11 protein-coding genes are annotated in these 11845 nt (G+C 62.5%); 5 read left to right on the top strand and 6 right to left on the bottom strand.

All coding sequences use genetic code 11. From position 1 onward, the window contains the following. A partial coding sequence (locus tag ABZ728_RS06125) for a methyl-accepting chemotaxis protein (RefSeq protein ID WP_366655080.1) occupies positions 1 to 2014 on the bottom strand: 2014 nt, incomplete at its 3' end. Positions 2015 to 2106: 92 nt separating this feature from the next. Further along, complete coding sequence (locus ABZ728_RS06120) at positions 2107 to 2883, bottom strand: gamma-glutamylcyclotransferase (protein ID WP_366655078.1); 777 nt, start codon at positions 2881 to 2883, stop codon at positions 2107 to 2109. A 71-nt stretch (positions 2884 to 2954) separates the two neighbouring features. Between ABZ728_RS06120 and ABZ728_RS06115 the strand changes: the two genes are divergently transcribed. After that, positions 2955 to 3992, top strand: a complete 1038-nt coding sequence (locus tag ABZ728_RS06115; RefSeq protein ID WP_366655077.1) for a DUF2125 domain-containing protein — start codon at positions 2955 to 2957, stop codon at positions 3990 to 3992. Positions 3993 to 4016: 24 nt separating this feature from the next. Here ABZ728_RS06115 and ABZ728_RS06110 read toward each other — a convergent pair whose 3' ends face one another. The 3 genes from ABZ728_RS06110 to ABZ728_RS06100 all read right to left on the bottom strand — a co-directional run bounded on the left by ABZ728_RS06110 (position 4017) and on the right by ABZ728_RS06100 (position 7160). Beyond that, the gene (locus ABZ728_RS06110) at positions 4017 to 4964 is read right to left on the bottom strand and encodes a prephenate/arogenate dehydrogenase family protein (protein WP_366655076.1); all 948 of its coding nucleotides are present in this window, start codon (positions 4962 to 4964) and stop codon (positions 4017 to 4019) included. A gap of 23 nt (positions 4965 to 4987) precedes the next feature. After that, a complete protein-coding gene (gene hisC, locus ABZ728_RS06105) occupies positions 4988 to 6115 on the bottom strand; it encodes a histidinol-phosphate transaminase (RefSeq protein WP_366655075.1) in 1128 nt (375 codons plus the stop codon). 70 nt (positions 6116 to 6185) lie between these two features. Next, positions 6186 to 7160 (bottom strand): chorismate mutase, encoded by a 975-nt coding sequence (locus ABZ728_RS06100; protein WP_366655073.1) that lies wholly within the window; start codon positions 7158 to 7160, stop codon positions 6186 to 6188. Positions 7161 to 7531: 371 nt separating this feature from the next. Between ABZ728_RS06100 and ABZ728_RS06095 the strand changes: the two genes are divergently transcribed. Together ABZ728_RS06095 and metW are read left to right on the top strand one after the other, a co-directional pair. After that, positions 7532 to 8749 (top strand): homoserine O-acetyltransferase, encoded by a 1218-nt coding sequence (locus ABZ728_RS06095; protein WP_366655072.1) that lies wholly within the window; start codon positions 7532 to 7534, stop codon positions 8747 to 8749. Beyond that, the gene (gene metW, locus ABZ728_RS06090) at positions 8746 to 9426 is read left to right on the top strand and encodes a methionine biosynthesis protein MetW (RefSeq protein ID WP_366655070.1); all 681 of its coding nucleotides are present in this window, start codon (positions 8746 to 8748) and stop codon (positions 9424 to 9426) included. The genes ABZ728_RS06095 and metW overlap by 4 nt, the downstream gene beginning before the upstream one ends. A gap of 22 nt (positions 9427 to 9448) precedes the next feature. Here the strand turns inward: metW and ABZ728_RS06085 are convergent, their stop codons facing one another. Continuing rightward, complete coding sequence (locus ABZ728_RS06085; RefSeq protein WP_366655068.1) at positions 9449 to 10213, bottom strand: methyltransferase domain-containing protein; 765 nt, start codon at positions 10211 to 10213, stop codon at positions 9449 to 9451. A gap of 163 nt (positions 10214 to 10376) precedes the next feature. On the opposite strand from ABZ728_RS06085, the gene gloB reads away from it, so the two are divergent. Together gloB and ABZ728_RS06075 are read left to right on the top strand one after the other, a co-directional pair. Then, on the top strand, positions 10377 to 11147 hold the full coding sequence (gene gloB, locus ABZ728_RS06080) for a hydroxyacylglutathione hydrolase (protein WP_366655067.1): 771 nt from the start codon (positions 10377 to 10379) through the stop codon (positions 11145 to 11147). A gap of 46 nt (positions 11148 to 11193) precedes the next feature. Next, positions 11194 to 11787, top strand: a complete 594-nt coding sequence (locus ABZ728_RS06075; RefSeq protein ID WP_366655066.1) for a glutathione S-transferase N-terminal domain-containing protein — start codon at positions 11194 to 11196, stop codon at positions 11785 to 11787. Positions 11788 to 11845: the final 58 nt, after the last annotated feature.

Genomic DNA, 11845 nt, shown 5'->3' with positions numbered 1-11845 from the left:
TGTCGCGCATGCCGGATGCCGTGGCTTGCATTTCCGTCGCGGCGGCAGAGACACCGTCGACGATGGCGCCGACATTGGACTGGAACTGGTCGGCCAGGGTCAGACGGGCCTGGCGACGCTCCTCGGATGCCCTTTCCCGCTCGTCCGCCGCGCGCTTGTTGGCGTCTTCGACCTCGATCGCGGTCCGGCGGAAAACCGCCAGCGAGCGGGCCATGCCGGCGATCTCGTCGCGGCCGCGCTCGTCGATCGCGACGTCGAGCCGGCCATCGGCCAGATCGTTCATCGATGAGGCAAGGCCGGTCAGGCGCCGGACGATCGACCGGCCGACATACAACCACGCAATCAGCGCCGATACCAGTACGCCCGCCACCGCGATCGCCACCAGAAGCAAACGGCTTTGACCAAGGAGATCGGTTGCGGCGGTCGCCGCCTCCCGTGTCCGTGAATGCACCGTTTCGGTCAGTGAAGTTGCCGTATCCGCAAGACTGGCCGCAGTCGCCTGCTCCTGCTGTCGCATGGCCAGAATCTCCGCAGCCATCGCGAGGCGATTGTCACGTTGCGAGAATATGCTGTCGGAACTCATTCCTTCACTGATGATGGCTTGCGCCGGGCCGGCAAAGTCCGAAATATCGCCGTCCTCGCCCAGAACGGCCAGGTTTTGGCCGATCGCGCTGGCGAGCATGGAAAACCGGATCTGAAGATCGCCAAGCCGCTCCGGGTCGGCGGTTACGGCCGCCTCGTTCAGCAGGCCGGCGATCAGATTGGCGTCGGCGACGATGTCCTGAAGCGCCTGAACTTCGCGGATCTGAACCGATAGCATGCGATCGATGAGGGAATCGGCTTCCTGGCTCAGATGACGGCCCGCCGTTTCCATCGACTGTCGCGCCTCGCCCATCAGCCGCTCCAGCGTGTCGAGGACGCTGGCGCTGCCGGTCTGCAAGTCTTCGGTCGCGTCTGCCAGAAAAGCGATATTGTCGTAGGAATAGTTGCCGTCGAGATAGGACATCCGGACATCGAACAAGGTCGGATCGCTTTCCGACGATCCGAAGGCCAGCAACCGATCCAGACCCATGTCCAGAAACAGCTGGTCGGCTCCGGCGTCCAGACCCGGCCGGGCTTCTTCGATTCGGGCTGCGATTTCCAGGAACCGTTCGCGATGCGTTTCGATTTCGGTCGGAGTTCCCGCCTCGATCGCCTGCTGCAGCACGGCCGCGGCAAGGATTACGTCACCACGAATCTGCAGGACGGTCATCAGATTGTCGGCAGCGGTTCCGGTCACATCCTCGACCGCCGTTTGAATATTCGTCCTCAGGTCGTCAGCGAACGACACCATCGACTCCCGTGAGGCGTTCAGGCGGGGCGTAATGGCGCTCAGGAATGCGTCATGGGCATCGCGAATCGCTCTGGTGCGGGAAGCCGTCCGCTCGTCCACGGCGATGCGTTCCTTGACGATATCGGCATGATGGCGGGCGCCAGCGAGCATGGTATCCAGATGTTCCCGCATCTCGTCGATTGCCGGATCCGGGCCGAAGCTGGATTCGAGGTTGTCAAGGCGGCCTTGCATTGCCGTTGTCTCGTCGGTCATGGCCGTGACCAGTTCATCGACCCTGCCGGGGTCGCTCATGTCGGACACATCGAGGGCCCTGTTGATGAAAGCGGCGCTTTCGGTGGCGACGTGCTGTGCGGTCGCGATGGACGGCAGGCCCGTTTGCGTGATTCCGCCAAAGGCGTTTTCGGCCGATTGAAACGAGTGAATGGCCACGGCCGACGCTGCCACGGTCATGGCTGTTACCGCCGCGAAGGCCATCATCAGCTTTCCGCGGAGGCCGATGCCCCTGCGGGTCGACATGTTGCCCGTCTTCGTATCGCCCGTCTTCGTATCACCTGTCTTCGTATCGGCCGTCGATGTCTTACCGGTCGTCGTATGAAGTGCGGGCTCCGGCGAACCGGCGTATGAGGGGTCGATTTTTGCCTGGGAACTGGAAGCCCCGTCTGCCGACGGATCGATGGCCATACCGCAATATCCTCGCCGCAATCGTTGCCTTCCCGGCCATACGAACGATGCTCGGGCAGCCGGAACGATAAAAGCGAATGATGAACCGCAGATTAATCGGAATGCGTGTCGAGTTCGGTCGAGATCGCCGTGACGCGCGCGGCCAGCCGATGCAATGCCGTGTTGGTTATCCCCGCCGCCGTCAGATGGGCAACCGTGTTGAGGAGGTAGTCGGCATTGGGGCCGTTCTGTCCGCGGCGGGTTGCGATGAGCGTTGCGGCCGTGTCCGGAGAAAGTTCGGGACAATACTGTTGATGATCGCGATCGACCACGAAGGTGGATGCATCGATGACGCTGTGTTCATGATTCCAGTCTGGTGCCGAAGTGATCCGCAGCCGGACTTCGGTCGGGCGATAAACGCCGTTCACCATTTCCCGGTCCCAGAGATATTGCAGGGCCAGCGGTTTGTCCTCCGGCGCGATCTTGAAGGCTACGCCGCGGCATGATCCGCCGCGGTCGAGCCCCAGAACGAGGCCGGGAGCTTCCGGCGTACCACGATAGCGAAAAGAGTAGACGCAGAAGCGCCGGTGGTAGCCGTACAAGGTGGCGTCGCGGCGGTCGACGAAGCGAAATCCCGGATTCCACATAAGGGATCCGTAACCGAACACCCAGACGGGTTCACCGGAACGATGAGGTATCTGGTGTGTGCCAAATGGAGAAGGCGGCAGACCCGTATCTGAGGGTGGCGGATCGGAAAGTGCTGCGTCGTCGGCAATCATGCTCGGTTGATAGCACAGCTCGGCAGTCGGTCCGATGGCTTTTTGCGATTCCGGCTCCGCCGCTTCGCGCTGCAATGCGGCGGACCGGTGTCGGGCGGCTGGCCTGCGCATGCAGGGCCGCCTTGAATTATCGACGCCGCCGTGGTCCATTCGCCGGGAAAAAAAGGATACCGGACCCGAACATGCAACGATTTCTGATCGCCGTCGTCGCGCTTATCGCCGTACTGGGCGCGGCCTATACGGGCGCCTGGTATTATGTCGCGTCCATGGCGCGCAGCGGACTGGAGACAGTGGTTGCGGACCAGAGCCGGTTTGGCGTCAGTGCCTCCTACGACAATTTCCAACGGTCGGGATTCCCCTCATCCCTTCGGATCGACGCCGACAATCCATCGGTCGAGGGACCCAACGGCATCCGCTGGGAAGGTGACGCGATCGCCGTAGAAGCCCGGAACTGGTGGCGCCGAAACGTTGATGTCCATCTGATCGGCGGTCATTCCCTGACCATCCCGGAAGACTATCCGCTGGTGGCGACGACCGAGTCAGGCAGGGCTTCGTTCCATGTTTCCTGGACCGGAGACGTGCCATCGGCATCGGCCGTGCTGCAGAATGTCGAAGTCGAGACGGATCAGTTGCCCGCGCCGTACAATTTTTCCGACGTTTCCACCGATCAGTTGGCCATTCTCGGCGAACTGATCGATCAGAATACCGATGGCATCGAAGATCTGCATCTTCAATTGGATGCCACGCAGATCGGTTTGACCTCGTCCCCCTTCGGCGAACTGGGTAACAGTATTGAACGCGCCGGCATAACCGGGATGGTTTCCGGACCGCTGCCGCGCCGAAGATGGTCGGCGGACGACATCGTCGCGTGGCGCGACGCGGGCGGTCAGGTGAGAATCGATCGGGCGCACCTTATCTGGGGGCCGGTCACGATCGAGGCCGACGGCGATTTGACGCTGGATGCCGCCTTGCAGCCGCGCGGGCGAATCAATGTTCGGGTCGAAGGGTATGAAGTTCTGCTGGACATGATGGAAGAACGCGGCGTGCTTGAGGGCCGGCAGGCGACCATGGCCCGCGTCGGCCTGCAGATGATGGCGGGGCCGCCGAATGAAGACGGGCGAAGCGTGCTGGAAGCCCCGATCACAATCCAGGATCGCCGCGTTCAGATCGGCCCGGTCCAGATAGCGACATTGCCGGAGATCGAATGGCCGGGACTCTAGTGCACTTTTGAGACCATTTCCTGTTCAGGCCTGATTGGCGTCGATGATACCGCGGCGGATAGCGCGCGTGCGGGTGAACAGTTCGTGCAACTTGTCGGCTTCTCCCCATCGAATGGCCCGTTGTAACGCGGTCAGGTCTTCCGAGAAACGCTGGCACATTTCCAGCGTCGCCTCTCGATTGGACAGGAAGATATCGCGCCACATTGTCGGATCGGACGCAGCGATACGCGTGAAGTCGCGAAACCCCGATGCCGAGAACTTGATCACGGCTTCTTTTGTCGACTCCTCAAGATCGACGGCTGTTCCGACGATTGTGTAGGCGATCAGATGCGGCAAGTGAGATGTTATGGCCAGGACCTTGTCGTGGTGTTCGGCGTCCATCACCTCGATCATTGCGCCCATGCTGGTCCAGAATTCCGACAGCCGGTCGACGGCCTCGGCGCTGGTCCCTTCCGGCGGCGTCAGGATGCACCATCGACCCTTGAACAGATCGGCAAAGCCGGAGTCGGGGCCGGAATGCTCGGTACCCGCAATCGGATGGCCTGGAACAAAATGGACGCCGTCGGGGACGAACGGGCCGACATCCTTGATGACGGTGTGCTTCACCGAACCGGCATCCGTCAGCACCGCCCCCGGTTTCAGGTTCGGTGCGATGCGCTCGGCCAGTTCAGCGAAAGTGGAAAGCGGTGTGCACAACATCACCAGATCGGCGCCGGCAACCGCTTCGGCCGGATCAGCGACAGCCCGGTCCACAAACCCCAATTCGACTGCCCGCGCCATGGTTTCCGGTGATCTGGCAGTGCCCACGATCTCGTCGACCAGTCCGTCACGCTTCGCGGCCCAGGCCACGGACGAGGCGATCAGGCCCAGTCCGATCAGGCAGAGCCGCGGGAATATCGGCTTCGATGTGCCGGGCACCTTACCGGATGTGGTCTCGGCGACCGCGGTCCGGGCTATGTCATCACTGGTCATCAATCAACTTCCGGTATCCGGGGTTATCCGGTTGCGGCCTGTCCGGCCCCGGCCATGACGGTACGCATGGCTTCGATCACCGGGCGCATCTCGTCCTCAAGGCCAATGCCGATTCTCAGGCAGGTGGGAAGGCCGTAGGCACCCATCTGGCGCACAAGGATGCCTTGGTCCTTCAGGGCGATGCGGGCGTCTTCGGCCGAGATGCCGGGAATGCCGGCAAAATCCACCAGCAGGAAGTTGCATACGCTCGGATGCACTTTCAGGCCGAGATCGGACAGCGCGGCAGCGGTCCAGTCACGCCACTGTTCGTTGTGCGCCCGGCTGCGCTCGATGAAGTCGGTGTCCCTGATTGCGGCTTCGCCCGCCTTCTGGGCCGGTAGCGAGACGTTGAACGGCCCGCGAATGCGGTTCAGGATGTCAGCGATACCCGGCGGGCAATAGGCCCAGCCGAGCCGCAGCGCGCTCAGGCCGTATATTTTGGAGAATGTCCGCGTCATGACGACGTTGGTTGTGCTTTCGGCCAGTGCGGCGCCAGCGCTGTAGTCGGGCGCGTCGACGTATTCGGCATAGGCCGCGTCGATGACCAGCAGAACATGCGCCGGCAGGCCGGCATGCAGTCGTTCGATTTCCGCTGTCGACAGATACGATCCGGTGGGATTGTTCGGATTGGCGATGAAGACGATCCTGGTGCGGTCGGTGACGCTGGCAAGAACCAGGTCGACATCGGCTTTCAGTCCCGGCTCCGGCGCCGCGACCGGTGTGGCGCCGCATGCCATCGCGCTGAGCGGATACATCAGGAACCCGTGCCGGGAATAAAGCACTTCGTCCCCGGGACCGGCGTAAGCGCGTGTCAGCAGAGCGATCAGTTCGTCCGATCCGGCACCGCAGACGATCTGATCGACATTCAACCCATGGATTTCGGCGATCGTTTCACGAAGCGCAGTCGATCCACCGTCGGGATAGCGGTGAAGTTCGGCAGCTGCGACTTCGTAAGCCGCCTTGGCTGCCGGACTTGTGCCCAACGCCCCTTCGTTCGAGGCAAGCCGGATCAACCGCTTGGCGTTGGCGCTGCTTTCGCCGCCGACATAAGGGGTAATCTCCAGAATGCCGGGGCGCGGCGTCGGCCCAGTGTTCATTGGACCTGTGGTCATCGTGTCACCTGATTCTTGCACTGTGGCCTGTGGCGTTTCAGCGCCGGGGTTAGCGTCGCCGGGATCAGCGTCAGACGGACGGCGCCGATTTGTCCGGCTCCAGATCGATCGGAACGGCGTATCCACCGATAGCGGCAATTCGCAGTACCCGGTTGTCCAGCGCCTGTTCAATCTTTGTCAGGGCGGCATCGCCATCCGGTACGAAGCCTTCGACCTCGATCAGGTGGAGTGGCTGGGCCCGCTCGCGGTCCGTCGCCGCGCTCCAGAATGCCGAGGGAGTCAGTCCGGTACGGACGATGGCATCCTTCAGCCGCGACCGGCTGATGTCCTCGGACAACTCGATGGCAATAAAACTCCGGTCGTCGCCGCTGGACTCGTGCGGAACGCGTCCGATCGCGAGCGCCCTAGCGCCGCCGCCGTTGCGGTCGCTTTCGACAAAGGGAAGCCGGGCCACGATGGTCGGCGTTTTCGGATCGCGCGACAGCAGCGAGCCCCACCAGGGTGACGGATCGTTGTCCTCCGGCCATGGCACCACACCGATGGTCGCATCACGATCCATCACGGCGCGGACACAGGGCATCGGAGTCCGCATGACGCGAATCGGGGTGCAGCTACCGAAATGGTCGCGGGCGATGTCCCATACCAGGTGTTCGCCTTCCGCGACGCAGGCGGCCACCGAGAACGGTCCTTGAATCCGTGTGTAGCCCGAGATCATCTCACGCCAGATGCGCAGGAGCACGGGCAGCGGAAAAGCGCCACGGTGGCGTTCTGTCAGTCGCCGCAAGATCAGTGCTTCCCGCGCGGGCCGGAACACGACCGGTGGCGCGTCCGGCATTGATCCGGCCTCTGCATGAGGGGCGCCGGAAGATGAGTTGTCGTCATCGCTGGCGGGCCCGCGGGACGTTGCCGATGTCTTGACGTCGGCAATCCGCTGCACCACCGACGCCCGCTCCATCAGCAGCGAGTGTATGCGGTCGTCGATGCCGTCAATTTCGTCACGCAGACTTTCAAGCGAATCCGCGACATTCTCGGTCGGTGTCGACATGGCTTCATCCGGCATCGGGTATTTCATAGGGCGTCGGTTCCAAGTCGCCGGATATCGATCTTCGGCGCACACCACGGGCGTAACGAATAATCCTCCCCACGGCTAAAATCAAATCCCCGTTTCGTCATTTTTCCATGTCTCGCCGCGGAAGCGGCCGCTCGACCCCCGACGGCTTCCGGTTCTGGCGACGGAGAAGACAAGCAGTGAGCGTGTCGGTCCCGGCAAATTCGCCAAATTAGCCGGATTCGCCCAACATGGGGGGCTGGCAGCGGTGACGGGAATCCGAGATCGTTGACAGGCGCACCTCACCGGGCATAGCTATTGGTTCCCCGTCCCATCGTTCATCAGTCCCAGAGGGTGGCTCCGTTCGAATGACCGTCGCCCGCACGGAAGATCACGACAGCGCCGTGACATCCGCCACCGACCATCAGGATTTGCCCGGGCAGTCGGTAACGCTGGCGGCATCGTCACCGATGCAACTCGACAATGGTGGCGAGATCGGCCCGTTCCGCATGGCCTTTCAGACCTATGGCCGGCTGAACGAGGATAGAAGCAATGCCGTACTGGTGTGCCATGCTCTCACCGGCGACCAGTTTGCCATGGACAGTCACCCGATAACCGGAAAACCGGGCTGGTGGTCGATGATGATCGGCCCCGGCAAGCCCATCGACACTGAACGGTATTTCGTGATCTGTTCCAACGTACTGGGTGGTTGCATGGGCACGACCGGACCGCAGGACATCGATCCGGCTACCGGTAAACCCTATGGCACCGACTTTCCGATGATCACCATCGGCGACATGGTCCGGGCTCAGAAGCTGCTGATCGACCATCTGGGCATCGACAAACTGCTGGCGGTGCTGGGTGGGTCGATGGGTGGCATGCAGGTTCTTCAATGGGCGGTGGACTATCCCGAACGGGTTTGTGCCGTCCTGCCGATCGCAGCGGCGGCGCGGCATTCCGCCCAGAACATCGCGTTCCACGAGGTCGGGCGCCAGGCGATCATGGCCGATCCCGAATGGCACGGCGGCGATTATTACGCCCACGGCACCAAACCGCAGCGCGGGTTAGCGGTCGCGCGAATGGCGGCGCATATCACTTACTTGTCGGAGGCCGCGCTTCACCGGAAATTCGGGCGGAATCTGCAGAATCGTCAGGATCTATCATTCGGTTTCGACGCCGATTTCCAGGTCGAAAGTTATCTTCGGCATCAGGGCTCTACTTTCGTCGACCGGTTCGACGCGAACTCGTATCTCTACATCACCCGGGCGATGGATTATTTCGATCTATCGCGCGATCACGGTGGCATTCTGTCGCGCTGTTTCATGCGCACGCCGGTCCGGTTCTGTCTCGTGTCGTTTTCCAGTGACTGGCTGTTCCCGACATCGGAAAGCCGCGCCATCGTTCACGCCCTGAATGCCGTGGCCGCGAATGTCAGTTTCGTCGAGATCGACAGCGATAAGGGCCACGACGCGTTCCTGTTGTATGAGCCGGAGTTTCACCGGGTCGTCGAGGGTTTTCTTTCCGGGGTCTGCACTGCCAACGGCGTCACGGCGCCCGATGCCACGTCCGACGGAGGCAGATCGTGAGTGGTGTCACGGGCAGATCGTCTCCGGGCGCGCTGCGGTCGGACGACCTCGACCGGCCGTCGTCGTCGCTCGATCTTCGTCCCGACCTCAAGCTGATCGTCGATCTGGTCCCGGAGAAGAGCCGAGTCCTGGATATAGGCTGTGGCAACGGTGACCTGCTTTTCGAACTCCAGCGGGTGCGGAATGTGGATGCGCGCGGGGTCGAACTGTCGATGGACGGTGTCTACGCCTGCGTGACACGCGGTTTGTCGGTCGTTCAGGGGGATGCCGATGCGGACCTCGTGACCTATCCGGCCGCGTCGTTCGATGTCGCAATTCTCAGCCATACGCTGCAGGCGATATTCGACCCGCGCGGCGTCATTGATCACCTTGTCCGTATTGCGCGATACGCCATCGTTTCGTTCTCGAATTTCGGCTATTGGAAGGTCCGCTGGTCGTTACTGACAACCGGGCGGATGCCGCTGATCGGCACCCATGACCGGAACTGGTGGGATACCCCCAACATTCGAGCTTGCACGATCAGTGATTTTGTCCTGCTTTGCCGGGATATGGGCATCTCCATCGACAAGATGCTGATCGTCAACGAGCACGGCCGCGCTCGTATCGGACATCCCGGCCGCGCCGCCAACATTCTGGGCGAGCAGGCGGTATTCGTGCTGAGTCGATCGCCGGAATGATCCGGACATGGGCAGGGCTGTGTCACGGCTTTGAATGGCCCAAGCGGTCGGCATTGCTGAATCCTGCCGCCGGCCGCGCCCCGGCCCGGATACCGGCCCCGATGCCGGCGGCCCGCTGCCGATTTCCATCCTGGATGGGGCGGTAAAGCTGTTTCGATGCTTCGATAACGATGACCCCGCCGAAAGTGGTCAGCCATTTGCAGCCAAGCCGCTCCCAGGCGGGTGCGGCGGCCAGCAGGACTTTGAGTTCCAGGGGCGGAATGAATAGTGCGCGGTGCTGTTGCTTGGGGATGAACTGCGTTTCACTCAGCAGCCGCCCCAGCTGGGATACCGAAAACGGGTGCCCGTGTCCAAATGGCGTCCGGTCGGTTCGGGCCCAGACGCCGGACCGGTTGGGAACGACGATCATGAGCCGCCCGTTGCCTTCCAGGACCCGCCACGCTTCGTGCAACATACGGCGATAGCTTTCACTGTTTTCTACAGCATGAGCCATGAGCACGCGCGAGACGGAGGCGTCCTGCAGTGGCAGGTGCGTTTCGTCGACCAGTGCCACGCGGTTCGGGCCGCGAGCGGGCCAGGCCATGACGCCCTGTCCGGCGGGCATGAAGGCGATCACACTTTCGGCTTCGTCGACAAAGGGGCGGAGATAGGGAACAGCGTAACCGAGGCCCAGCAACCGCTCGCCCCTCAGGTCGGGCCATATCTCGCGAATGCGCCGCCGTATCAGGCGTTGTGCCGTCTGCCCGAGCCGGGTGCGATAAAAATCGCGAAGATCTACGACGTCCATGTGCATTCCTGCGAACTCTCCTCTCGGTCTTGACAACCCGGTTCGAGACGACTGGGGTTCGAGACGATTGGGGCCCTGTATGGTCGGAAGGAGCGCCCTTATGTTGGCTTTGGAAACCGGCGCCACTTCCGGTAAAAGGTAAGCGAACGAAGGAGACGTACCCATGGGTGGACTGAGTGTCGAACTGATCCCGGCGTTGCGGGATAACTATATCTATCTTGTGCGCGATCTGGAAACCAACACCACGGCCGTCGTTGACCCGGCCGAAAGCGCGCCTGTGGTCGAGGCCCTGTCCCGGCGCGGCTGGACCCTCGACCTGATCCTTAATACCCACCACCATGGCGATCACACCGGTGGCAATGCCGATCTCAAATCCCGCTATGGCGCCCGACTGATCGGCCCTGCTGCCGAAAAGAGGCGAATCGCGGGTATGGACGAAACCGTGGCCGAGGGCGATACGGTTACCATCGGCGCCAGCGTCGGCCGGGTCCTGGAAACGCCGGGACACACGAGCGGCCATATCGTCTACCACTTCGCCGACAGCGCGATCCTGTTTGCCGGCGATACGCTGTTCGTCCTTGGCTGCGGCCGGCTGTTCGAAGGCACGCCGGAAGACATGTGGTCGAGCTTGTCCAAGCTCTTGCCGATGCCGGACGAAACACTCGTCTACTGCGGCCACGAGTACACGGTTGCCAATGCGCGGTTCGCCGTGACCGTCGACCCGCTGAACCGGGCGCTTGAGAGCCGGGCGCGGGAGGTCGAGGACATGCGCGCCCGGTTGGAGCCGACGATTCCGACGACGATGGGACAGGAACGCGCCACGAATCCGTTTCTCCGCCCCGACGATCCGGGCATCCGGCACGCCCTGGACATGGTCGATGCCGAGACCGTTGCCGTGTTCGCCGAAATCCGGGCCCGCAAGGACGCCTTCTGACCGCATGGCGCTCGCCTCGCGGCATTTCACTGGAGAAAGAAATTCGATGAAGCTTTACGGCAGTACGCGCAGCCCGTTCGTCCGAAAGGTGAGGGTGGTGTCGATCGCGATCGGTCTTGGCGATCGCCTGGAACTGACCCCGGCCGATCCCTGGAGCGGCGACGGCGTCGGCGGCGTCAATCCGCTGGGCAAGATACCGGCGCTGGAGACCCGGGACGGCTTTCTTCTGTACGACAGTCCAGTGATCTGTGCCTATCTGAACGATCTGGGCGGCGGGGGCCTCGTGCCGCCGGACGGGCCGGCGAAGTGGCACGCGATGCGCCATGAGGCCATCGCCGACGGCATTTGCGATGCGGCCGTGCTGCGCCGTCTGGAATTGGCGCGGCCGGATGGCGAACGCTCCGACGGCTGGGCGGCGAGGCAGGCTGCGACGATGAAGCGGGGCTGCGCGGCATTGAACGCAGAAGTCGACGCGCTGGAAGCGGTGACAACCGGCTCACTGGCCGTGGCCGTGATGCTGGCCTATCTGGATTTCCGCTGGTCACACGAGCCGTGGCGCGATGATTGCCCGGAACTGGCCGCATGGTTCGAGCCCCGGGCGAAAACCGAAATGATGACGGCGACCGCGTTCGCGCCATAGGTCCGGGAACGCAATCTTCAGGGCCGAAATCTCAAACGCCGGAACGACCCGGCGACCA

The sequence above is a fragment of the Fodinicurvata sp. EGI_FJ10296 genome, from assembly GCF_040712075.1.
Classification (GTDB): Bacteria; Pseudomonadota; Alphaproteobacteria; order DSM-16000; family Inquilinaceae; genus JBFCVL01.
The sequence above is the reverse complement of the archived record's forward strand: the minus strand, read 5'-3'. Positions and strand labels throughout refer to the sequence as shown.

Excerpts from the sequence above, each read along its gene's own strand:
- ABZ728_RS06120 (WP_366655078.1), bottom strand. The coding sequence starts at position 2,883 with ATGCGCAGGCCAGCCGCCCGACACCGGTCCGCCGCATTGCAGCGCGAA.
- ABZ728_RS06115 (WP_366655077.1), top strand. The coding sequence starts at position 2,955 with ATGCAACGATTTCTGATCGCCGTCGTCGCGCTTATCGCCGTACTGGGC.
- ABZ728_RS06110 (WP_366655076.1), bottom strand. The coding sequence starts at position 4,964 with ATGACCAGTGATGACATAGCCCGGACCGCGGTCGCCGAGACCACATCC.
- hisC (WP_366655075.1), bottom strand. The coding sequence starts at position 6,115 with ATGACCACAGGTCCAATGAACACTGGGCCGACGCCGCGCCCCGGCATT.
- ABZ728_RS06100 (WP_366655073.1), bottom strand. The coding sequence starts at position 7,160 with ATGTCGACACCGACCGAGAATGTCGCGGATTCGCTTGAAAGTCTGCGT.
- ABZ728_RS06095 (WP_366655072.1), top strand. The coding sequence starts at position 7,532 with ATGACCGTCGCCCGCACGGAAGATCACGACAGCGCCGTGACATCCGCC.
- ABZ728_RS06085 (WP_366655068.1), bottom strand. The coding sequence starts at position 10,213 with ATGGACGTCGTAGATCTTCGCGATTTTTATCGCACCCGGCTCGGGCAG.
- gloB (WP_366655067.1), top strand. The coding sequence starts at position 10,377 with ATGGGTGGACTGAGTGTCGAACTGATCCCGGCGTTGCGGGATAACTAT.
- ABZ728_RS06075 (WP_366655066.1), top strand. The coding sequence starts at position 11,194 with ATGAAGCTTTACGGCAGTACGCGCAGCCCGTTCGTCCGAAAGGTGAGG.